Below are 21,028 nucleotides of genomic sequence, written 5' to 3' on the forward strand. Positions count from 1 at the left end.
GCCGATCCCTGATCCTCCGCACAGAAACGATCACGGCTCGGTAACGAAACACTTTCCGTACCGCCCCGTCACACGGGCGAAACACCGGGACCCTACGTTTCTCGACATCCAGTGGAGGCGCCGCGTTCGACCCGAAGCGGCACGGCCTCCGCGCAGAGAAAGGGCTCCACGGATGATCAGAACCACCCGTGCCACCACGGCACTGGCGTTGGCAGGCGCAGCAGCCGTCCTGCTCGCCGCGTGTTCCACCACCAGCAGCGGCGACTCCCCTTCCAGCTCGGCGTCGAGCGATGCGAAGAAGGACCCCGCCGCCAGTTGCAAGGCCCCCGACACCCCCAGCACCGATGCGCTGAAGATCGGCACGATCCTGCCGCTCACCGGTTCGCTGGCGTACCTGAACCCGCCGGCCGAGTCCGGCGTCGGCCTCGCGGTGAAGGACATCAACGCCGCGGGCGGCGTCCTCGACAAGGACGTCACCATCGACCCGGCGACGGACTCGGGCGACAGCAACGACATGACCGTGTCGAGCTCGGCCGCGACGAAGCTCGTGAACGCGAAGGTCCCGGTCGCGATCGGTGCCGAGTCCTCGTCGGTCACGCTCAACGTCATCGACCAGCTCACCAGCAACTGCATCGTCGAGATCTCGCCCGCGAACACCGCGAGCGACCTGTCCGGCTACTCGTCGTACTACTACCGGACCGCTCCGCCGGACTCGGTGCAGGGTTCGGCACTCGGTCAGCTCGTGACCGGTGACGGCAACGCCAAGGTCGCGTTCCTCGTCTTCAACGACACCTACGGCACGGGCCTCCGCAACTCGGTGCAGTCCGCGGTCGAGGCCTCCGGTGGCCAGGTCGTCTACGGCGGCAAGGGCGAGGGCCAGGAGTTCCCGCCCGGTCAGACCACGTTCTCGTCCGAGGTGACGGCCGCACTCGCAGCCAAGCCGGACGCGATCGTCGTCCTGGCCTTCGACGAGACGAAGTCGATCATCCCGGAGCTCGTCTCGCAGGGGAACACGGCGAAGATCTACATGTCCGACGGCAACACGGCCGACTACTCGAAGGACTTCGACAAGGGCACCCTGACCGGCGCCCAGGGCACCATCCCCGGTGCCTCGCCGAAGGACGACTTCAAGAAGCAGCTGTCCGCCTTCTACAAGGACTCGTCGAACAAGACGCTCGCCGACTACTCGTACGCGGCGGAGTCCTACGACGCCACCGTCCTCGCCGCGCTCGCTGCGGTGAAGGGCAAGGGCACCGACTCGGGCACGATCCAGGCCAACATGGCTGCGGTCTCCGGAGCGGACGGCGGCACCGAGTGCGCCACGTTCAAGGAGTGCGTCGCGCTCCTCGACGACGGCAAGGACATCCACTACACCGGCCCGTCCGGCATCGGTCCGTTCGACGACAACAACGACCCGTCGAGCGCCTACATCGGCATCTACAAGTTCGACGGCGACAACAAGCCCGTCTACCAGAGCGCCATCCAGGGCGCGGTCAAGAAGTAGGGCACCGGGCTCCACCTCACGAAAGCGACAGTTCCCTGCGGATCATCCGCAGGGAACTGTCGCTTTCGCGTGTGGGACGGGCGGACGGGAGGCCCGGGGTGCGTCCGTCAGGCGGGCTCGGCCGGAGCAGGTGCGAGCGCTCGGCGACGGGACGCCCGCGCGGCGACGAACGAGTCCGCCGTCAGCACCACGAGCGCCAACCACACGATGCCGAAGCCGAACCAGCGCGCGGGCGGCATCGCCTCGTGCTGCACCACGACACCGACGAGCAACTGCATCACGGGCGCGAGGTACTGCGTCAACCCGAGGGTCGACAGGCTCACCCGCCGCGCCGACGAGGCGAACAGCAGGAGCGGGACCGCCGTCGCCGGACCGGTGAGCACCGTCACGAGGACGTGCACCCAGCCCTCGCTCGTGAACGTCACGCCGCCGCCGAGCCCCGTCGCGCCGAGCACGACCAGCGCCACGACCGCGATCGGCAGCAGCCACACGGTCTCGATCGTCAGACCGCTCAGCGCGTCGACCGTGCCGCCGACGCGCTTCTTCACCAGGCCGTACAGGCCGAACGAGCACGCCAGCACGAGCGAGATCCACGGCACCTGGCCGTAGCCGACAGCGATCACGACGACCGCCACGACGCTGATGCCGACCGCGGCCCACTGCGCCGGCCGCAGGCGTTCGCGGAGCACGACGACGCCGAGCGCGATCGTCACGAGGGGGTTGATGAAGTACCCGAGGGCGGCCTCGACCGTGTGGCCGGTCGTGGTCGCCAGGACGTACACGGTCCAGTTCACCAGGATGAGGACCGCGGCGAGCCCCATCACGGCCATCACCCGGCGCTGCGCCATCAGGGTGCGGGTGCGGAGCCACGAGCGGGTGACGGCGATCGCGACCGCGCAGAACACCAGCCCGAAGACGATCCGCCAGGCGACGATCTCGAACGCGCCGGCCGGGGCCATCGCCGCGAAGAGCAGGGGCATGAGGCCCCAGAGCCCGTACGCGATGATCGCCTGCACCACGCCGACGGATGCCTCGCTGCGGACGGGTCGCGCGGGACTCGGTTCACTCACGGAACCATCCTAGGAACGGCCACCGACGGGCCGGGCGTGCCACGGGCCTCCCGGTCGGAGCACGTGTACGCGACGGACCCGCCGGAAGCCCGCAGACGCACGAACGCCCCGCCGGCCGACAGGCCGAACGGGGCGTTCGCGTGGAGTACTGGACTCAGTTGACGACGACCGCGAGGACGTCGCGGGCCGACAGGACCAGCAGGTCCTCGCCCGAGTACTTGACCTCGGTTCCGCCGTACTTGGAGTAGATGACCTTGTCACCCACGGCGACGTCCAGCGGGACGCGGTTGCCGTTGTCGTCGATGCGACCGGGGCCCACGGCGACGACCTCGCCCTCCTGGGGCTTCTCCTTCGCGGTGTCGGGGATGACCAGACCGGATGCAGTGGTCTGCTCCGCCTCGACCTGGCGGATGACGATGCGATCCTCGAGCGGCTTGATGCTGACGGCCACGGTGACCTCTTCTTTCTCGGTACGGACTCGGTACAGATGAAAACCGGGTTGGCACTACGCACAGGAGAGTGCCAACGCCAACTCTAGGGGGACACTGGCACTCGGTCAATCCGAGTGCCAGCACATCAGGGGAACATCCAGCACCTGGGAGGATCGGGACATGGAAGCCGCCGAACTCGCCGCACTGCTGACCCCCGACGGGATGGCCCTGCTCGACCGTACCCCCGGCGTCTCGGACGGCGGCGAGATCGTCCGGGTGGTGTCGCGGCTCCGTGCCGAGGGGCACGACCCGCAGCTCGTCGCGGCGGTCCTGACCCAGGCCAAGCTCCGGCAGAAGGCCCGTGGCAAGTTCGGCGACTTCGCCGGACGCATGCTCTTCACCGAGGCCGGACTCGAGCAGGCCACCCGCCTGCAGGTCGCCGCGCAGCACGCCGGACGCTTCGCCGCAGCCGGACTGACCCGGGTCGCCGACCTCGGGTGCGGGATCGGCGGCGACGCGATGGCGATGGCGGCGCTCGACCTCGACGTCACGGCGGTCGACCGTGACGAGGTCACCGCGGCGGTCGCCACGCACAACCTCGCGGTGTGGCCGAACGCCCGGGTCGAACTGGGCGACGCGGCCTCGTTCGACGTCTCCCGCGTCGACGGCATCTGGATGGACCCCGCACGTCGAACCTCCGGCCACTCGGACACCCGCCGGCTGGCCGACCCGGACGACTGGTCGCCCTCGTTGGACACCGTATTCGCCACCGCGACGACGACCCCGACCGGCGTGAAGCTCGGGCCGGGCATCGACCGCGACCTGATCCCGGACACCGCCGAGGCGCAGTGGACGTCCGTCGACCGCGAGGTCGTCGAGCTCGCGCTGTGGTTCGGGCCCCTCGCCCGACCGGGCATCCGCCGAGCGGCGACCGTCATCGGTGCACACGGCATCGCCGAGATGACCGGCCCGGCAGACTCGGAGGACGCCGAGGTGGGGCCACTCGGTGCCTACCTGTACGAGCCGGACGGCGCCGTCATCCGCGCACGGCTCATCGGCGACCTCGCCCGCACCCTGGACGGCCACATGCTCTCCGACGGGATCGCGTACGTCACCTCGGACCGTGCCGCGTCGACGCCCTTCGCCCAGGGCTTCCGGGTGCTCGACACCATGCCGCTCGACGTCAAGCGGCTGGCAGCGCGGCTCGCCGCCGACGGCATCGGCACCGTCGAGATCAAGAAGCGCGGCGTCGACGTCGACCCGGCGCAGTTCCGCAAGCGCCTGCGGCTACGCGGGACCGGTCGTGTGACCCTCGTGCTCACCCGGCTGGAGGGCCGGCACACCGCGATCCTGTGCGAGCGGCTCAGCTGAGGAACGCGCCGGTCCCCGAGTCGTAGCCGTAGTCGGAGTACGAGCTCTGGCCGATCACGCCGAGGAAGATGATGAAGGCGATCCAGATCAGCCAGACGCCGGTCATCACCCAGCCGGCGATGATGCCGGTCAGGGCGAGCCCTCGGCCGGCCTCACCGTTCTGCTTGATCTTGCCGAGCGCGACGTGGCCGAGGATCGCGCCGGCGGGGCCGAGCAGGATCGCGATGAACCACATCGGGACGGCGGCGAGACCGAACACGATCGACAGGATCGCCAGGGTGTTCGTCTTCGGGCGCTGCGCGTAGGGCTGGTACCCCGTCGCACCGTAGGCACCCGCCGGCGCGTACGGCTGCTGCTGCGGCTGCGCGTAGGGGTTCTGACCGCCCTGCGGCTGCGCGTACGGGTTCTGCTGGCCGTACGGGTTCTGGGCGGCGCCGTACGGGTCCTGCGGCGCCTGCGGTGCCGAGTACGGGTTCTGCGGCTGCTGCGGCTGCTGCGGAGCCGCGTACGGGTTCGACGGCTGCGGCTGGCCGTACGGGTTGGACTGCTGCGGCTGGCCGTAGGGGTTCGGCTGCTGCGGTGCCGCGTACGGGTTCGACGGCTGCTGCTGCCCGTACGGGTTCTGCGGCTGCTCGGGAGCCGGCGGGGCCTGGGGTGCGTCGGGGGCCTGCGGTGCATCCGGTGCGGGCGTCCCCTCGGGCTGCCCGCCGGTCGTACCGCCCGGCGTCGTCTCGCCCGGCTTCGGCCACTCGTTCTGATCGGACACCGTCCACCCCTCTCGGCGCCCGGTCTCTCCGACGCCAGGTGAATCCTCCCACAGGCGCCCGAGGGCCGGCCGGTCGGGGCCCGGACGGTTCAGACCTGGACGGTCGTCACCGGCAACGTCGAGTCGGCCGCGATCCCGAGGTCGCTCGGCGCGTGCCCCTCGGCGACCAGGCGTGCGCCGACGGCCGCGATCATGGCGCCGTTGTCCGTGCACAGGTCGAACGGCGGGATCCGCAGCTGCACCCCCGCGGCGGCGCACCGCTCCTCGGCGACCTGCCGCAGCCGAGCGTTCGCGACCACACCGCCACCGAGCAGGAGCCGATCCACGCCGGTGTCGCGGCACGCGTTCAGGGCCTTGGTCAGCAGGACGTCGACGACGGCTTCGCGGAAGCTCGCGGCGACGTCGGCCACGGGCACCTCGCGGCCTTCGTCGCGGCAGCGCTCGACCCAGCGGGCGACGGCGGTCTTCAGCCCGGAGAACGAGAAGTCGTACCGGTGCGCGGCCAGGTCCTTCGGCAACGTCAGGCCGCGGGGGAACCGGATGGCCTTCGGGTCGCCGTCCGCCGCGGCGCGGTCGATCTGCGGTCCGCCGGGGTACGGCAGGCCGAGCAGCCGTGCGACCTTGTCGAACGCTTCACCCGCGGCGTCGTCGATGGTCTCGCCGAGCAGTTCGACGTCGCCGACCAGGTCCTTCACGAGCAGCAGCGAGGTGTGCCCGCCGGACACCAGCAGCGCGATCGTCGGCAGCTCGATGTCGCTGCCGTCCGTGCGCAGGACGTCGGCGCCGACGTGCCCGACCAGGTGGTTCACGCCGTACAGGGGCTTGCCGGTGGCGACGGCGAGCGCCTTCGCGGCACCGACCCCGACCATGAGCGCGCCCGCCAGCCCCGGCCCGGCGGTGACCGCGACGGCGTCGAGTTCGTCGAGGGTGACCCCGGCCCGCTCGAGTGCCTCGTGCAGCGCCGGGGTCATCGCCTCGAGGTGGGCCCGCGCGGCGACCTCGGGCACGACGCCGCCGTACCGGGCGTGCTCGTCCATGCTCGACGCGATGACGTTCGCGAGCAGGGTGCTCCCCCGCACGATGCCCACGCCCGTCTCGTCGCAGCTCGTCTCGATGCCGAGCACCAGTGGTTCAGCCACGCTCATCGAGCGCCTCCTGTCCGATCGGTCCGACGGTCGACGGCGACGGCGACGACGACGGCGTCGCGTCTGCTGCGACCGGCAGCTCCGCCCGCATCACCCACGCGTCGACGCCGTCCGGCTGGTAGTACCGGGGCCGGGTCGCGATGTGCTCGAACCCGAACGCCGTGTACATCGACTGCGCGACGGGGTTGTCGGCGCGGACCTCGAGGAACACCTCGCGCACACCGCGGCGACGGGCCTCGTCGAGGAGTTCCGTGAACAGCACCCGCCCGAGTCCCTTGCCGCGCTGCTCGGCTGCGACCGCGATGGTCTGCACGTCAGCGACCGGGTTGCCCGCCAGCGAGGACAGTCCGGCGTACCCGACGACCGACGGCGCTGCCGAGTCATCGACGGTCTCGATCACGACGTAGTACCCGTGCGGCGAGTACAGCTCGCCCGACATCTGCGACGCCGACCAGGCGTCCGCCGGGAACGAGACGTGCTCGAGCCACATGATGTCGTCGAGGTCCTGCGGGTGCGCCCGCCGCAGGCGGAGCCCGTCCGGCACCGTCACTGCTTCACCCGCTTCGGCGCACCCGGCACCGTGACGTCGGGTTCCCGCAGGTAGAGGGGGGTGTCCTGGTCGAACCCCGCGCCGGACCGCAGGCGGTCCGCGGCGAGTGATCCGAGCCTCCAGGCAGGGATGGACAGGGCCGTCACGCGGTCCCAGCCCACCGCTTCGGGCCGGGAGGCACGGATCGCCTCGTCGAGATCGGCCGGCCTGGCGAGACCCGGACCCGCAACACGCGTGCCGGTCTGGTCGTACGCGCTCCAGTAGACCTCGCGCCGGCGGGCGTCCGTCAGGACGACGAACGGTCCGTCCCGTCGGCCGTCGCGCTCGTCGGCCGCGACCGCGTCGTGGCTGACGAGCGGCAGGACGGGCACGCCGACGGCGGCGGCGAAGGTTCGGGCGGCGGCGATGCCGACGCGCAGACCGGTGAACGGGCCGGGGCCCATGCCGGCGACCACGCCCGTGACGTCCGCGCCGGTGATGCCGGCCTCGGCGAGCACCTCGGCCAGGAACGGGCCGATCACCTCGGCGTGCCGGCGACTGTCCTCGGTGTCGCGGGTGGCGAGGGGCTTGCCGGTGGCCGGGTCGACGACGGCCACGGAGGTTCCGGCGGAGGTGTCGATGGCGAGGAGCACCCGTCCATCGTAGGCGCGCGTCACAGGCGCGGGTCGACGGCCTCGGACTCCATCGCCAGGACCCCGAACACCGGCTGGTGCACCCGCCACAGCGGCTCGCCGGCCACGAAGCGTTCCAGGGACTCCAGCCCGAGGGCGTACTCGCGCAGCGCCATCGACCGCTTGTGCCGCAGGTCGCGGTCGCGCAGCCGAGCGAGGTTCTCGGCTTCGCTGTACTCCGGCCCGTAGATGATCCGCAGGTACTCGCGGCCGCGGACCTTCACCCCGGGTTGGACGAGTCCCTTCGGCCCGCGGACCAGGTTCGCCTCGGGCTTGACGACCGCGCCCTCGCCGCCGGCCTCCGTGATCGCCTGCCACCAGTCAGTCGCGGCGGCGCGGCTGGCATCGTCGGTGACGTCGACGAGGGCCGAGCGGGTGGCCCGGACCACGTCGGGAGCCGCCGCCGCCAACCGCTCGGACACGTCGAGGTGCCAGCCGTGCGGTCGGTCGGCGAACGTCCGCCCCTCGGCGGCGAGGACTTGGAACGGCGCGAACCGGACTTCGTCGATGCCGGTCGACGGCGTCGCGTACCGCCGGTAGGACGCCGTGTAGGCGTCCGCAGCGGCCGCACGTCGGCGGGTCCGGTCGAGCAGGTCGGCGACGTCGACACCGGCGTCCCGTGCGGACTCGAGCGCGGCGACGGCGGTCGGGAACGCGCCAGCGGCTGCGGCACCGACCTCGGCGTACCAATCGCGGATCATCCCCTCGGCCTTCACCGCCCACGGCAGCACCTCGCCGTCGAGCAGCACCCAGTCCGAGTCGAGTTCCGCCCACAGTCCGGCCCGCTCGAACGCCTCGGACAACCGTCCGGCGAACGTCGTGGTCGTCGCCGCGTCGAAGAACGACCGGCCGGTACGGGTGTACGCGACACCGTTCCAGCCGACGGGAGCGTCGAAGCGCGACGGGTCTCTGGCGAGCAGCACGGTGGCCCGTGAGCCCATGTGCTTCTCCTCCATCCGCGCCGACTGCACGCCCTGGTCGCGGTAGTACGTGAACGCCTCGGCGGGGTGCTCCAGGTGGTCCGGGAGCGCGGACGTCGCAACGGGACTCATCGTCGGCGGCAGGTACGGCAGCCAGCGTGGGTCGATGGCGAACCGGCTCATCACCTCGAGGGCGCCGGCGGCGTGCTCCGCACGGATGCCGACCCGCCCGTGGTGCCGGGTCTCGACGATCTGCCGGCCGGTCACGTCCTCGATCGGGAGCACGCCGGGGAGGCGACGTGGTGACGGGGCCGCACCGGGCCTCCCGTCCGTCGCGCTCGTCGTCGGACCGGACTCGGTCGGGCCACGCAACGGCTCGAGCGGCTTGGCCGCCTCGTAGTGGACGCGTTCCGCGTCCACCTGCACGAGCTCGCGCTCCGGGTACCGGAGCGCCGAGAGCTTCCCGCCGAACACGCAGCCGGTGTCGAGGCACATCGTGCCGTTGATCCACTCGGCGTCCACCGTCGGGGTGTGCCCGTAGAGCACCATCGCCGAACCCCGGTACGAATCCGCCCACGGCAGCCGCACGGGCAACCCGTACTCGTCACTCTCACCGGTCGTGTCGCCGTACAGCGCGAACGAGCGCACCCGACCGGACGCCCGGCCCTGGTACTGCTCCAGCATGCCGGCGTGCGCGACCACGAGCGCGCCGTCGTCGAGCACGAGGTGCCCGACGAGTCCGCGGCAGAACTCCCGGACCTCGGCGCGGAAGTCCTCGGACTCGGCCGCGAGCTGCGCGAGCGTCTCGGCGAGACCGTGCGAGGTCTGGACCTTGCGGCCGTCGAGCGCGCGGACGAGCTTGTCCTCGTGGTTGCCCGGCACCGCGAGCGCGTGCCCGTTCCGCACCATGCCCATCACCAGCCGGAGGACGCCGGGGCTGTCCGGTCCACGGTCGACGAGGTCGCCGAGGAACAGCGCCCGTCGGCCATCCGGGTGCACGGCGTCGACGGCGCGGCCCGCCTCGTCACGGAGCAGCGTCCAGCCGAGCCGACCGAGCAGCGCCTCGAGCTCCGACCGGCAGCCGTGCACGTCGCCGATGACGTCGAAGGGGCCGTGCTCGTCGCGCCGGTCGTTGAGCAGCGGCTGCCGGACGATCGTCGCCGCCGCGATCGCGTCTTCGCCACGGAGCACGTGCACCCGGCGGAACCCCTCCTTGTTCAGGCCCTTCAGCCCGCGTCGGAGCTGCCCCTGCTGGCGGCGCACCACCTCGGCGCCGAAGTCACGATCGGTCCTGGCGGCGTTCCGCGCGACGCACACCGACTCCGGGACGTCGAGGACGATCGCGACCGGCAGGACGTCGTGGTCGCGGGCGAGCCGGACGAAGTCGCGGCGGGCCTCCGGTTGGACGTTCGTCGCGTCGACCACGGTGAGCAGGCCGTCGCGGAGACGCTGCGCGGCGACGTGCTTGAGGGCCGCGAACGCCGCCGGGGTCGCCGCCTGGTCGTTCTCGTCGTTCGAGACGAGGCCGCGGAACACGTCGCTCGACAGGGTCTCGTACCGGCCGAAGTGCTGCGCGGCGAACGTGGACTTGCCGGAACCGCTCGTGCCGACGAGGAGCACCAGGGACATCTCCGGGATCGTCAGGGCGCGGTCGCCGTCGTCGTGGGCGTTCATGCGCGGGTCTCCGAGCCGTCGAGGCGGCGGAACAGGGCGAGCTGGGTGGGTGGGCCGACCTCGAGGTCGTCGTCGCCGATCGGGCGGAACTCGACCGTGTAGCCGTGCCGGTCGCCGACCGCCGTGGCCCACGACCGGAACTCCGCACGCGTCCACTCGAACCGGTGGTCGGGGTGTCGGAAGCGTCCGGCGGCGAGGCGTTCGAACCGGACGTTGTGTTCAGCGTTCGGCGTCGTGATGACTGCGGCGCGGGCTCGGGCGGCTGCGAAGACCGAGGTCTCGAGCGCCGGCAGCCGTTCGGGATCGACGTGCTCGACGACCTCCATCAGGACGATCGCGTCCAACCCCGCCAGGCGGTCGTCCGAGTAGGTCACCGACGACTGCAGCAGGCGGACCCTGGCACGCTGCGCGTCACCGGCCTCGTCGAGGTGCAGCCGTCGCTCGGCGCGTTCGAGCTCGCGCGGGGCGACGTCGGTGCCGATGATCGTGGTGAACGTGCGGTCGGCAACGAGGTGCCGGAGCAACGCACCTTCGCCGCAGCCGACGTCCGCGACCGTCCGGGCACCGGTGTCGGCGAGGGCCGTGAGCACGGCTTCGGCGCGGCGGCGGTACAGCGGGGTCTCGGTCTCGGTCTTCGTCGCGGTCGTCGTCTCGGTCTCGGCGACCGGCCCGGTCGTCGCGTCCTCCTCGGACCCGGTCAACCGGGTGGTCACATCGGCCACCAGGGAACGCTGGTGCGCGAGGGACCGGGTGGTGATGAGGTCCCGCAGCGGGTGCTCGGCGAGCCAGCCCTCGCCGCGGCGCAGGAGCTTGCCAACCTCGTCGTCACCCACCCAGTAGTGCTTCGCGTCATCGAGGACCGGCAGCAGGACGGTGAGCTGACGGAGGGCGTCGGACAGGCGGACGCTCCCCCGCAACCGCAGCCCCACGGTCGCCGCGTCACCCCACTCCGGACGGGTCTCGTCGAGCGGACGCCGGACCTCGTCGACGTCCCATCCCAGGGGCGCGAAGAGCCGGGTCGCGAGCCCGACACCATGCTCGTCGACCTCGCTCGGCACGCTCGTCAGCGTGATGTCGAGCTCCATCGGTGCAGCGGCCCGCTCCGGGCGGGACTCGCTCGAGCCGGCCATCGCGCTGCGGAACACCTGCCCGATCGCCAGGGCCAGCATGGACGTCGACACGTACGGTCGGTCGTTGACGTAGCGGGACAGCGCCTGGGCGTCGGCACCGTAGCGCTTGCTCCGGGCAAGGGCGATCGAGTCGACCTCGAGCAGCAGCGCCACGGTGCACACCGCAGGCTTGTCCGCGGGGTAGAACACGTGCGCCGTCCCGACGCTCAGGTCGAAGGCCTGCGCTCGGCCGGGGTGCTTGTGCAGCAGGTGGGAGAAGTCCGGGGCAGCCTCGCCCCGGGTCGAGAGCGTCACGAGCACGCGGTCCTCCGTCGGTCGTCCTCCGGCGATCTCGCCAGCCGGTGGTGGACCGGAGGACGAGCTTACGGGGCTTCCGGCGGTCGGTGGAACCAGCGGGCCGTCCCATCACTCGCGTTTCTATATAGAGCGATGTATATTCGGACGCAGCCGCGAAGGAGGTCCGCCATGACCGTCACCACCATCGATCTCGATCCCGACGTGCTCAGCCTCGCCAAGGAACTCACCGGCGCGCGCAGCAACCGCGACGTCGTCACCCGAGCACTGCAGACCCTCATCGCGATCCGACGTCAGCCCGCCGCGGTGGAACGGGTCATCGAGCGGCAGTTCACCGACGAGCAGATCGCTGCCAGCACGGTGCACTACACAGCTCCGCACACCCCCGCCGGGCTGTGAGCGCGTACATCGTCGACAACTCGGTGTGGTGGAAGGCCGGGCGGTCCCCCGGGATCGCGGCCCGTCTCCGAGCAATCTCGACGCGCGACCTCATCCTGACCTGCCCACCGCAGGTCCTCGAGTACTGCTTCTCAGCTCGGACTGCGGCCGAGCACGTCGAGTTCCAGGCCGACATGGCGTTGTACCTGTCTGCCGAGGAGCACCCGACCACCGATGACGTGCTCGCGGTGCAAGCGGCGCTCTGGGCGGGCGGGTACGTCCGCGGCGCTGGAGTCACGGACACCCAGATCGCCGCGTACGCGATCGCCAACGACGCCACCGTGCTGGCTGCTGACAAGGACTTCGAGCACATCGCTGCGGTCGTCCCCCGCTTCCGCCACGAGTACGTCCCCGAGGGCTGAACACGCCGCCGCCGTTGCGGTTCGACGTCGTGAGGCCGATGGGCCGCAGGGTCAGAGCGAAACGCCCGCCCAGCGTGGGCCGGTCGCGCTGACGACGACACGGCGGGGCTCATCGGGGACGTCGTCGGGGACGTCGGACTCGGAGGTGTCCGAGGCGTCGGCGCCGGTGGCACGGGTGATCTCGACGTCGAGCACGCTGTCGCTGATGCCGTCGACCATGCCGCGGCCCCACTCGACCACGACGATCGACGCATCCCAGTCAAGGTCGAGGTCGTCGAGCTCGACGGGGTCGGACAGCCGGTAGGCGTCGACGTGCACCAGGTCCGGGCCGGCGTTGGTGGGGTGCGTCCGGGCGAGGACGAAGGTCGGGCTCGACACCTGGCCACGCGCGCCGAGAGCAGCGCCGAGGCCACGGGTCAGCGTCGTCTTGCCGGCGCCGAGCGGCCCGGTCAGCACGACCAGGTCCCCGGCACGCAGGACCGCGGCCAGCCGCGCCCCGAGCTGGCCCATCGCATCGGTGCTGTCGACGGCCATGTCCAGCAGGACCCGAGCGGCGCCGGTCACGACTGGTCGCCCCGCAGGTACTCCCCGACGCGTCCCTCGATGTCGTGGCCCTCGTAGAACCGTGGGACGCGGGTCCCGATGCGGCAGACGATCTCCTCGCCGATGGTGCCGAGCGCACGGCCCCAGTCGAGGACGGTCATCTCGTCGTGCTCGCCGGTGCCGAACAGGGTCACGGTGTCGCCGGTGCGGACGTCGTCGTCGCCGACGTCGACCAGGAACTGGTCCATGGCCACACGGCCGGCGATCGGGTAGCGCTTGCCGCCGATCGCCACCTCGATGCGGCCCTGCGCCAGTCGGGGAACGCCGTCCGCGTACCCGACGGGCACGAGCGCGAGGGTCGTCTCCGAGGCGGTGCGGTACGTGTAGTCGTACGAGACGCCGGTGTCGACGGGGACCCGCTTGGTCTTCGCGACCGACGCCGTCAGGGTCATCACGGGTTCGAGCCCGAGGTCGGCCGCCGAGACACCGTCCGCCCCGGGGATGCCGAACAGGTTCGCGCCCATCCGGACCATGTCCTTGCGGAACTCCTTGCGCTCCAACCCGGCGAGCGAGGCGGCGACGTGCTCCATCGGGAGGTCGAGCCCGAGGTCGTCGGCCTGCTCCACGGCGGCGTCGAAGAGCGCCACTGCGTCGGCGTCGTCCTGGTCCGAGGACTCCGCCAGGTGCGTGTACGCCGCGACGACCTCGATGCGGCCGGCGCGCTGGGCGTCCAGCGCGAGCGACACGAGCGCCGGCCAGGCCGCCCGGGTCGCTCCGTCGCGGTGCAGCCCGGAGTCGAAGCCGAGGTGCACGCGCGCGGGTCGCTGGTCGACGGCGTCGATGACGCGCCGCAGCTCCGGCACGTTCGAGACACCGAGGTCGACGGCGGAGTCGATGGCGTCGCGGAAGTCCAGGGCGGGGTCGTGCTGCCAGGTGAAGAGGTGGACGTCCTCACCGACGCCGATCGACCGCAGACGCAGGGCCGCGGGGACCGTGAGCACCCCGATCCAGCGGATGCCGGCGTCCACCGCGGCGAGCGCGATCGGCTCGAGACCGTGGCCGTACGCGTCGGCCTTCATGATCGCCATGACCGCGACGGGGTCCATCCACTCGCGGACCAGGTCGAGGTTCGCGCGGTAGGCGTCCAGGTCGATCCGTGCCTGGCGCAGGGGTGCGGAGCTCACGTCGTCCTCCGGTGCACGCTGTGGCCGACCCGGGCGACCACCTCGTAGTTGATGGTGCCGATCGCGGCGGCCCAGTCCTCGACCGCGGGGTCGCCGTTCGCCGGGTCGCCCCAGAGCACGGCTTCGTCGCCGATGCTGACGTCGGCGTCGTCGATGTCCACGTGCATGGCGTTCATCGCGACCCGGCCGACCACCGGGAACGTGCGGTCGCCGATGCGGACCGAGACCCGGTTGCCGAAGTCGCGGTCGAAGCCGTCGGCGTACCCGAGGCCGATGACAGCGAGGCGAGTGTCGGTCGACGCCCGCCAGGTGTAGCCGTACGACACGCCCTCGCCGGCGCGGACGTCGACGGTGCGGAGCACGGCAGCGGTCACACGCATCGCGGGGCGGAGGCCGAGGTCGGCCGACGTGCGGTCGGTGAACGGGCTCAGGCCGTACAGGGCGAGCCCGACGCGGGACAGGTCGCGGCGCGTCTCCGGCACGGCGATGCTCGCGGCGCTCGCGGCGAGGTGCACCAGGTCGGGCACGATGCCGTTGGCGGCGAGGCCGTCGAGTGCGCGCTGCAGTGCGGCGTCCTGGTCGAGGTCGTCCGTGCGCGACGCGTTCGACAGGTGGGACATCAGCCCCTCGACACGGGTGCGGTTGCCACCACGGGCGAGGGCCCCGGCGGTCGCGAAGAGTTCGGTCCACTCGGACTCGACCGCACCGTTGCGGCTCAGGCCGGTGTCGACGCAGATGTGCACGGCGCCGACCTCGGAGTCGGCAGCGGCGGACAACTGCTCGACGCTCGACACCGCCGGGGTGATGCCGTACTGCGCTGCCCGGCGGAAGTCCTCGTCGGGGGCGTGCAACCACGCGAGGATCCGGACGTCCTCGTCGATGCCGCCCTGACGGAGCGCGACGGCCTCGTCGATGTCCGCGACGCCGATCCACTCGGCACCGGCGTCGACGAAGGCCCGTGCGGCGTCGAGCGCGCCGTGGCCGTAGGCGTTGGCCTTGACGACCGCGATGACGCCGGCCGGTGCGACCTGCTCGGCGATCGTCGCGTAGTTCTCGATCAGCGCTTCACGATCGACCGTGATGCCGGTGAACGCACTCACTTCGTTGTTCCTTCCAGGACCACGAACGCGGTCGCGATCCCTCCATCATGCGAGAGCGACAGGTGCACGCTCGTCACGCCACGCGCATCCGCCACCTGTCGCGCCTGTTGGTGCAGCGTCAGCGACGGGTTGCGCTGGTCGTCCGACACGACCTCGAGGTCCTGCCAGCTGAGCCCCGCACTGGAGCCGAACGCCTTGATCAGGGCCTCCTTGGCCGCGAACCGCGCAGCGAGCGACGCGATCGGCCGTTGTTCGCCGTCGCGGACCTGCTCGGCCGGGGTGAACAACCGCGCACGCATCGCCGGCGTGCGCGACAGCACCCGTTCGAACCGCTCCAGGTCCACCACGTCGACCCCGATGCCGATGATCATCGTGCGACTACTCGACGGTGACCGACTTCGCGAGGTTGCGCGGCTGGTCGACGTCGAGGCCCTTGGCCGCGGCGAGCTCCATACCGAACATGTGCAGCGGTGCCACGGCGAGCAGCGGCTCGAACAGCGGGGTCGCGAGCGGGATGCGCAGCACCTCGTCGGCGAAGGGCAGCACGGCGGCGTCGCCCTCTTCCGCGATGGCGATCACGCGAGCACCACGGGCGCGGATCTCCTGGATGTTCGAAACGACCTTCGGGTGCAGCGACCGCGGGTCACGCGGCGACGGCACGATGACGAAGACGATCTGTCCGGGCTCGATGAGCGCGATCGGGCCGTGCTTGAGTTCACCCGCAGCGAAGCCCTCGGCGTGGATGTACGCGAGCTCCTTGAGCTTGAGCGCGCCCTCGAGCGCGATCGGGTAGCCGACGTGGCGACCGAGGAACAGCACGCTGCGGGTGTCCGCCATCCAGCGCGCCAGGTCCTTGATGCCAGCGGCGTCCTCGATGGTCTGCTGCAGCTTCGGGGCCAGGCCCTCGAGCTCGGCGACCTGCTCGGCGATCTGCTCCGCCGTCATGGTGCCGCGAAGGGTGGCCAGGTGCAGGCCCAGGAGGTACAGCGCAACGCCCTGGGCGATGAAGGCCTTCGTCGACGCGACGGCGACCTCGGGCCCGGCGTGCGTGTAGATCACTGCGTCGGACTCGCGCGGGATCGTCGCGCCCTGGGTGTTGCAGATCGACAGCACCTGCGCGCCCTGCTCGCGGGCGTACTTGACGGCCATGAGCGTGTCCATGGTCTCGCCGGACTGGCTGATCGAGACGACGAGCGTGCGGTCGTTCAGCACCGGGTCGCGGTAGCGGAACTCGTGGGCGAGCTCGACCTCGACCGGGATGCGGGCCCACTGCTCGATGGCGTACTTGCCGAGGATGCCGGCGTACGCAGCGGTGCCGCAGGCGATCACGATGACGCGGTCGACCGTGGCCAGGCGCTCGGCGATCGGGTCGAGGTCGGTCAGGGTGACGGCACCGTCGTGCACGCGGCCGAGGATCGTCTTGGCGACGGCCTCGGGCTCCTCGCTGATCTCCTTCGCCATGAACGAGGACCAGCCGCCCTTGTCGGCCGCGGAGGCGTCCCAGTTCACCTCGAACTCGCTCGGGGTGGCCGGGGTGCCGTCGAAGTGGATGACGTCGACGCGGTCGGGGCGGATCGTGGCGATCTCGTCCTGACCGATCGCGAGCGCGCGCTGTGTGTAGGCGACGAACGCGGCGACGTCCGAGCCCATGAAGTTCTCGCCGTCGCCCAGGCCCACCACGAGCGGGGAGTTGCGACGGGCGCCGACGACGACGCCGGGCTGGTCGGCGTGCACGACGAGGAGCGTGAACGCCCCGTCCAGTCGCTGCACGGCCTGCTGCATGGCGGCGGTCAGGTCACCGGTCTCGCGGAACGCCCGACCGACCAGGTGCGCGGCGACCTCGGAGTCGGTCTCGCTGCGGAACTCGATGCCCTCGGCCTGCAGCTCGGCGCGCAGCTCGGAGAAGTTCTCGATGATGCCGTTGTGGATGAGGGCGAGCTTGTCGCCGTCGGCCAGGTGCGGGTGGGCGTTGCCGTCCGTCGGGCCGCCGTGGGTCGCCCAGCGGGTGTGCCCGATGCCCGTGGTGCCGTCCGGGATCGGCGACGACTCGAGCTCGTCGACGAGGGCCTGGAGCTTGCCCGCCTTCTTGGCGGAGACGAGGTCCCCCGCAGGATCGACCACGGCGATGCCCGCCGAGTCGTAGCCGCGGTACTCGAGGCGACGGAGGCCACCGAGGAGGACGTCCTGGCTGCTGTTGCTGCCGACGTAGCCGACGATTCCACACATGGAAGCGATCCTACGGTCTGCCTGAGCGCGGACCCTGCGAAGCAGCAGGGCTGGGGATAACGTTTCGGCCATGGGACGCTTCGACGACATCGCCATCACCACGCTGCACGGCGAGGACACCACGTTCGGCTCGTTCGCGGACAAGGCGGTGCTGGTCGTGAACGTGGCGTCGCGGTGCGGTCTCGCTCCGCAGTACGAGCAGCTCGAGGCCCTCCAGAAGCAGTACGGCCCGCGCGGCTTCACGGTCCTCGGGTTCCCGAGCAACCAGTTCCTGCAGGAGCTCGGCTCGTCCGAGGCCATCGACGAGTACTGCTCCACCACGTGGGGCGTCACCTTCCCGATGTCCGAGAAGGTCAAGGTGAACGGCAAGAGCGCGCACCCGCTCTACCAGGCGCTCAAGGAGACCCCGGACGCCGACGGCAAGGCCGGACGGGTCAGCTGGAACTTCGAGAAGTTCCTCGTCGCCCCCGACGGCACCGTCTCGCGCTTCCGTCCGACCACGAAGCCGGACGCCCCCGAGGTGATCGCGGCCATCGAGGCCGCCCTGCCCGCCTGACGGTCACCCGTCTGTACGCTCGTCCCCATGCCGATCCCGGAGACCGCCGTCGCGCACCCGACCCCGTTCGTGGAGATCCCGCGGCACGAGTGGTCGCAGCTCGCACCCAAGGAGCACCTGTCGCTCACCGAGACCGAGATCGTGCAGCTGCGCGGGCTCGGCGACCGGTTGGACATGCAGGAGGTGCAGGAGGTCTACCTCCCGCTGTCACGGCTGCTGACGCTCTACGCGGCCGGCGCCCGCAACCTGCACGCGTCGACATCGGCGTTCCTGGGTGACCGCGCCGGACGCACGCCGTTCGTCATCGGCGTCGCGGGCTCCGTCGCCGTCGGCAAGTCGACCGTCGCCCGACTGCTCCGCGAGCTGACGAAGCGCTGGCCGGACACCCCGCGCGTCGAGCTGGTGACCACCGACGGCTTCCTGTACCCGAACGCCGAGCTCGAGCGTCGCGGGATCATGGACCGGAAGGGCTTCCCGGAGTCCTACGACCGTCGCTCCCTGCTGCGGTTCGTCAGCCAGGTGAAGAGCGGCGCGACCGAGGTCCGGGCACCGTACTACTCGCACCTGGTCTACGACATCGTGCCGGACGCCGAGATCGTCGTCCGCCAGCCGGACATCCTCATCGTCGAGGGCCTGAACGTGCTCGCCCCGCCGGTGCACGGGCGGCTCGCGCTGTCCGACCTGTTCGACTTCACGATCTACGTCGACGCCAAGACCAAGGACATCGAGGCCTGGTACGTCGACCGGTTCCTGGCCCTGCAGGAAGAGGCGTTCTCGAGCCCGGACTCCTTCTTCCACCGGTTCGCCTCGCTGTCGCGCGACGACGCGGTCCGGACGGCGACCGAGGTCTGGCGGGCGATCAACGAGCCGAACCTGCTCGAGAACGTCCTGCCGACCCGGTCCCGCGCGACCCTGGTGCTCAAGAAGGCCGCCGACCACAAGGTGAACTCGGTCCTGCTCCGCAAGATCTAGCGCGGGCGCGCGCGGGTGCGCGCGGGCTTGCACCCCGGTATGGGCGTCGCGCCCCCAAGAGTCGGGGCGCAACGACCGCAGCGGGGCGCGCGACGCAAGCGGGGCGCGACGCGGTCGCGTGCTCGCCCGATTGCGCCCCGGTACGGGCATCGCGCCCCGAAGAGTCGGGGCGCAACGACCGCAGCGGGGCGCGAACGCGGCGCGCGCGCAGCGCGAAGTCGCGCCCGCCCTACGCGGCGTCGAGCGCCAGGCGCTCCTGCACGACGGCGGCGAGCTCCTCGGCGATGCGCTGGGCATCGTCCTGCGAGGCGGCCTCGACCATCACGCGCACGACCGGCTCGGTGCCCGACGGACGGAGCAGGACGCGACCGGTGTCACCGAGCGCTGCTGAAGCCGCGGCGACCGCGTCCTGCACGCCCTGGTCGGCGAGACCGTGCCGGTCGACCCCGCGCACGTTGAGCAGCACCTGCGGGAACACCGTCATGCACGAAGCGAGCTCCTGCAGCGACTTCCCGGTGCGCGCCATCTCGGCGACCAGGTGCAGCCCGGTCAGGATGCCGTCACCCGTGGTGGCGTACTCGTTGAAGATGATGTGGCCGGACTGCTCGCCACCGATGGAGTAGTCGCCCTCGTTCATCTTCTCGAGCACGTAGCGGTCACCGACGCCGGCCTCGATCACGGTGATGCCCGCATCCGCCATGGCACGTTTCAGCCCGAGGTTGGACATGACCGTCGCGACGAGGGTGTCGTCCTTCAGCCGGCCGCGCTCCTGCAACGACAGCGCCAGGATCGCCATGATCTGGTCACCGTCGATGGCGTTGCCCGCGGCGTCCACCGCCAGGCAGCGGTCGGCGTCGCCGTCGTGCGCGATGCCGATGTCCGCGCCGGCAGCCAGGACGGCGCGGGACAGGTTGTCGATGTGGGTCGAGCCGACGCCGTCGTTGATGTTCCAGCCGTCGGGCTCGGCGCCGATGAGCGTCACGCGGGCCCCGGCGTTCACGAACACCTCGGGCGAGACGCCGGCGGCAGCACCGTTGGCGCAGTCGAGCACGACGTGGATGCCGTCGAGCCGGTGCGGAAGCGTGCCGAGCAGGTGGACGACGTAGCGGTCCTCGGCGTCGGCGAACCGGGTGATCCGGCCGACGTCGATGCCGGTGGGGGTCGGCGCGGAGTGGTCGTGCATGGCCGCTTCGATGCGGTCCTCGACCTCGTCCGGCAGCTTGCGACCACCCGTGGCGAAGAACTTGATCCCGTTGTCCGGGGCGGGGTTGTGCGACGCGGAGATCATCACGCCGAAGTCGGCGTCGATGTCCGCGACGAGGAACGCCGCAGCGGGAGTGGGGATGACCCCGGCGTCGAGCACGTCGACGCCGGCGGAAGCGAGCCCGGCCGCGACGGCGGCACCGAGGAACTCGCCGGAGACGCGCGGGTCGCGCGCCAGGACCGCGCGCGGGCGCGGTCGACCGGACGCCCGGCGGGCGTCGGCATGGTGTCCGTGTGTGAGGACGGCCGCGCTCGCCTGGGCAAGACCCAGTGCGAGCGCGGCCGTCAGCTCGCCGTTGGCGAGACCACGAACCCCGTCGGTACCGAACAGACGCGGCATTGCGATCTTCAGCCGGTGACGACTAGCGCTTCGAGAACTGCGAAGCCTTGCGGGCCTTCTTGAGACCGGCCTTCTTGCGCTCGATGACGCGGGCGTCACGGGTGAGGAAGCCGGCCTTCTTGAGGGTCGCGCGGTTGTTCTCGCGGTCGATCTCGTTCAGCGTGCGGGCGATGGCGAGGCGGAGTGCGCCGGCCTGACCCGAGGGGCCGCCACCGGTGATGCGGGCGACGACGTCGTACGAGCCGAGGAGCTCGAGGACCTTGAACGGGTCGTTGATGAGCTGCTGGTGCAGCTTGTTCGGGAAGTAGTCCTCGAGCGAGCGACCGTTCACGACGAACGTGCCGGAGCCCGGAACGAGGCGAACGCGCGCGATGGCCTCCTTGCGGCGCCCGACGGCACCGCCGGAGACGTTGAGGATCTGACGGGGAGCAGCCTCGGCAGCGGCGGGTGCGCTCTCCGTGGTGAAGCTCTCCGGGGTCTGGTCGAGGGAATCAGCGATCTGAGCCATGAGTTTTCTG

21 protein-coding genes are annotated in these 21,028 nt (G+C 71.2%); 6 read left to right on the forward strand and 15 right to left on the reverse strand.

Translation table 11 applies throughout. The features are described 5' to 3' along the window. The first annotated feature begins 172 nt into the window (after positions 1-172). Positions 173-1,504 (forward strand): ABC transporter substrate-binding protein, encoded by a 1,332-nt coding sequence (locus EDF28_RS01450; protein WP_123936943.1) that lies wholly within the window; start codon positions 173-175, stop codon positions 1,502-1,504. A 107-nt stretch (positions 1,505-1,611) separates the two neighbouring features. On the opposite strand, the gene rarD is transcribed toward EDF28_RS01450, so the two are convergent. Next, the gene (gene rarD, locus EDF28_RS01455) at positions 1,612-2,574 is read right to left on the reverse strand and encodes an EamA family transporter RarD (RefSeq protein WP_185094108.1); all 963 of its coding nucleotides are present in this window, start codon (positions 2,572-2,574) and stop codon (positions 1,612-1,614) included. 154 nt (positions 2,575-2,728) lie between these two features. Continuing rightward, the gene (gene groES / locus EDF28_RS01460; protein ID WP_110893972.1) at positions 2,729-3,025 is read right to left on the reverse strand and encodes a co-chaperone GroES; all 297 of its coding nucleotides are present in this window, start codon (positions 3,023-3,025) and stop codon (positions 2,729-2,731) included. 160 nt (positions 3,026-3,185) lie between these two features. Here groES and EDF28_RS01465 point away from each other — a divergent pair, with 160 nt between their 5' ends. Further along, complete coding sequence (locus EDF28_RS01465) at positions 3,186-4,376, forward strand: class I SAM-dependent methyltransferase (RefSeq protein WP_123936944.1); 1,191 nt, start codon at positions 3,186-3,188, stop codon at positions 4,374-4,376. Here the strand turns inward: EDF28_RS01465 and EDF28_RS01470 are convergent. The 6 genes from EDF28_RS01470 to EDF28_RS01495 all read right to left on the reverse strand — a co-directional run bounded on the left by EDF28_RS01470 (position 4,369) and on the right by EDF28_RS01495 (position 11,532). Continuing rightward, complete coding sequence (locus tag EDF28_RS01470; RefSeq protein ID WP_123936945.1) at positions 4,369-5,142, reverse strand: DUF4190 domain-containing protein; 774 nt, start codon at positions 5,140-5,142, stop codon at positions 4,369-4,371. The two genes, EDF28_RS01465 and EDF28_RS01470, sit on opposite strands and share 8 nt — an antisense overlap. An 89-nt stretch (positions 5,143-5,231) precedes the next feature. Then, positions 5,232-6,287: a tRNA (adenosine(37)-N6)-threonylcarbamoyltransferase complex transferase subunit TsaD gene (gene tsaD, locus EDF28_RS01475; RefSeq protein WP_123936946.1), complete on the reverse strand. Its 1,056-nt coding sequence runs from the start codon at positions 6,285-6,287 to the stop codon at positions 5,232-5,234. Further along, positions 6,274-6,837: a ribosomal protein S18-alanine N-acetyltransferase gene (gene rimI / locus EDF28_RS01480; protein WP_185094109.1), complete on the reverse strand. Its 564-nt coding sequence runs from the start codon at positions 6,835-6,837 to the stop codon at positions 6,274-6,276. The genes tsaD and rimI overlap by 14 nt, the downstream gene beginning before the upstream one ends. Then, positions 6,834-7,469 carry a tRNA (adenosine(37)-N6)-threonylcarbamoyltransferase complex dimerization subunit type 1 TsaB gene (tsaB, locus tag EDF28_RS01485; RefSeq protein ID WP_123936947.1) on the reverse strand — a complete coding sequence of 212 codons (636 nt, stop codon included), beginning with the start codon at positions 7,467-7,469 and terminating at the stop codon, positions 6,834-6,836. Before tsaB ends, rimI begins: the two co-directional genes overlap by 4 nt. A 20-nt stretch (positions 7,470-7,489) precedes the next feature. Then, complete coding sequence (locus tag EDF28_RS01490; protein ID WP_123936948.1) at positions 7,490-10,102, reverse strand: polynucleotide kinase-phosphatase; 2,613 nt, start codon at positions 10,100-10,102, stop codon at positions 7,490-7,492. Next, complete coding sequence (locus tag EDF28_RS01495) at positions 10,099-11,532, reverse strand: 3' terminal RNA ribose 2'-O-methyltransferase Hen1 (RefSeq protein WP_123936949.1); 1,434 nt, start codon at positions 11,530-11,532, stop codon at positions 10,099-10,101. Before EDF28_RS01495 ends, EDF28_RS01490 begins: the two co-directional genes overlap by 4 nt. A gap of 165 nt (positions 11,533-11,697) precedes the next feature. On the opposite strand from EDF28_RS01495, the gene EDF28_RS01500 reads away from it, so the two are divergent. After that, on the forward strand, positions 11,698-11,925 hold the full coding sequence (locus tag EDF28_RS01500; RefSeq protein WP_123936950.1) for a type II toxin-antitoxin system VapB family antitoxin: 228 nt from the start codon (positions 11,698-11,700) through the stop codon (positions 11,923-11,925). After that, complete coding sequence (locus tag EDF28_RS01505) at positions 11,922-12,326, forward strand: DUF5615 family PIN-like protein (protein WP_123936951.1); 405 nt, start codon at positions 11,922-11,924, stop codon at positions 12,324-12,326. Before EDF28_RS01500 ends, EDF28_RS01505 begins: the two co-directional genes overlap by 4 nt. Before the next feature lie 51 nt (positions 12,327-12,377). On the opposite strand, the gene tsaE is transcribed toward EDF28_RS01505, so the two are convergent. Genes tsaE through glmS form a run of 5 tightly spaced genes read right to left on the reverse strand, consistent with a single transcriptional unit; the run spans position 12,378 to position 17,379 of the window. Continuing rightward, positions 12,378-12,890 carry a tRNA (adenosine(37)-N6)-threonylcarbamoyltransferase complex ATPase subunit type 1 TsaE gene (gene tsaE / locus EDF28_RS01510; RefSeq protein WP_260154464.1) on the reverse strand — a complete coding sequence of 171 codons (513 nt, stop codon included), beginning with the start codon at positions 12,888-12,890 and terminating at the stop codon, positions 12,378-12,380. Continuing rightward, complete coding sequence (gene alr, locus EDF28_RS01515; protein ID WP_185094110.1) at positions 12,887-14,053, reverse strand: alanine racemase; 1,167 nt, start codon at positions 14,051-14,053, stop codon at positions 12,887-12,889. Before alr (EDF28_RS01515) ends, tsaE begins: the two co-directional genes overlap by 4 nt. Further along, positions 14,050-15,153 (reverse strand): alanine racemase, encoded by a 1,104-nt coding sequence (alr, locus tag EDF28_RS01520; RefSeq protein WP_123936952.1) that lies wholly within the window; start codon positions 15,151-15,153, stop codon positions 14,050-14,052. Before alr (EDF28_RS01520) ends, alr (EDF28_RS01515) begins: the two co-directional genes overlap by 4 nt. Further along, complete coding sequence (locus EDF28_RS01525; protein ID WP_123293157.1) at positions 15,150-15,524, reverse strand: holo-ACP synthase; 375 nt, start codon at positions 15,522-15,524, stop codon at positions 15,150-15,152. Before EDF28_RS01525 ends, alr (EDF28_RS01520) begins: the two co-directional genes overlap by 4 nt. Before the next feature lie 7 nt (positions 15,525-15,531). Beyond that, positions 15,532-17,379, reverse strand: a complete 1,848-nt coding sequence (glmS, locus tag EDF28_RS01530) for a glutamine--fructose-6-phosphate transaminase (isomerizing) (protein ID WP_123936953.1) — start codon at positions 17,377-17,379, stop codon at positions 15,532-15,534. Between the two features lie 70 nt (positions 17,380-17,449). Here glmS and EDF28_RS01535 point away from each other — a divergent pair, with 70 nt between their 5' ends. Continuing rightward, on the forward strand, positions 17,450-17,935 hold the full coding sequence (locus EDF28_RS01535; protein ID WP_111083439.1) for a glutathione peroxidase: 486 nt from the start codon (positions 17,450-17,452) through the stop codon (positions 17,933-17,935). A 27-nt stretch (positions 17,936-17,962) separates the two neighbouring features. After that, on the forward strand, positions 17,963-18,907 hold the full coding sequence (gene coaA, locus EDF28_RS01540) for a type I pantothenate kinase (RefSeq protein ID WP_123339480.1): 945 nt from the start codon (positions 17,963-17,965) through the stop codon (positions 18,905-18,907). 229 nt (positions 18,908-19,136) lie between these two features. Here coaA and glmM read toward each other — a convergent pair whose 3' ends face one another. Both glmM and rpsI read right to left on the reverse strand, forming a co-directional pair. Further along, on the reverse strand, positions 19,137-20,510 hold the full coding sequence (glmM, locus tag EDF28_RS01545; protein WP_123936954.1) for a phosphoglucosamine mutase: 1,374 nt from the start codon (positions 20,508-20,510) through the stop codon (positions 19,137-19,139). A gap of 22 nt (positions 20,511-20,532) precedes the next feature. Beyond that, the gene (gene rpsI / locus EDF28_RS01550) at positions 20,533-21,018 is read right to left on the reverse strand and encodes a 30S ribosomal protein S9 (protein WP_111083442.1); all 486 of its coding nucleotides are present in this window, start codon (positions 21,016-21,018) and stop codon (positions 20,533-20,535) included. Between the last annotated feature and the right edge of the window lie 10 nt (positions 21,019-21,028).

The organism is Curtobacterium sp. PhB137, from assembly GCF_003814955.1.
In the GTDB taxonomy this organism is placed as follows: Bacteria; Actinomycetota; Actinomycetes; order Actinomycetales; family Microbacteriaceae; genus Curtobacterium.

What these genes read in the sequence shown, in the direction of transcription:
- EDF28_RS01450 (WP_123936943.1), top strand. Translation starts at nt 173, where the DNA reads ATGATCAGAACCACCCGTGCCACCACGGCACTGGCGTTGGCAGGCGCA.
- EDF28_RS01465 (WP_123936944.1), top strand. Translation starts at nt 3,186, where the DNA reads ATGGAAGCCGCCGAACTCGCCGCACTGCTGACCCCCGACGGGATGGCC.
- tsaD (WP_123936946.1), bottom strand. Translation starts at nt 6,287, where the DNA reads ATGAGCGTGGCTGAACCACTGGTGCTCGGCATCGAGACGAGCTGCGAC.
- EDF28_RS01490 (WP_123936948.1), bottom strand. Translation starts at nt 10,102, where the DNA reads ATGAACGCCCACGACGACGGCGACCGCGCCCTGACGATCCCGGAGATG.
- EDF28_RS01500 (WP_123936950.1), top strand. Translation starts at nt 11,698, where the DNA reads ATGACCGTCACCACCATCGATCTCGATCCCGACGTGCTCAGCCTCGCC.
- EDF28_RS01525 (WP_123293157.1), bottom strand. Translation starts at nt 15,524, where the DNA reads ATGATCATCGGCATCGGGGTCGACGTGGTGGACCTGGAGCGGTTCGAA.
- glmS (WP_123936953.1), bottom strand. Translation starts at nt 17,379, where the DNA reads ATGTGTGGAATCGTCGGCTACGTCGGCAGCAACAGCAGCCAGGACGTC.
- EDF28_RS01535 (WP_111083439.1), top strand. Translation starts at nt 17,450, where the DNA reads ATGGGACGCTTCGACGACATCGCCATCACCACGCTGCACGGCGAGGAC.
- coaA (WP_123339480.1), top strand. Translation starts at nt 17,963, where the DNA reads ATGCCGATCCCGGAGACCGCCGTCGCGCACCCGACCCCGTTCGTGGAG.
- glmM (WP_123936954.1), bottom strand. Translation starts at nt 20,510, where the DNA reads ATGCCGCGTCTGTTCGGTACCGACGGGGTTCGTGGTCTCGCCAACGGC.
- rpsI (WP_111083442.1), bottom strand. Translation starts at nt 21,018, where the DNA reads ATGGCTCAGATCGCTGATTCCCTCGACCAGACCCCGGAGAGCTTCACC.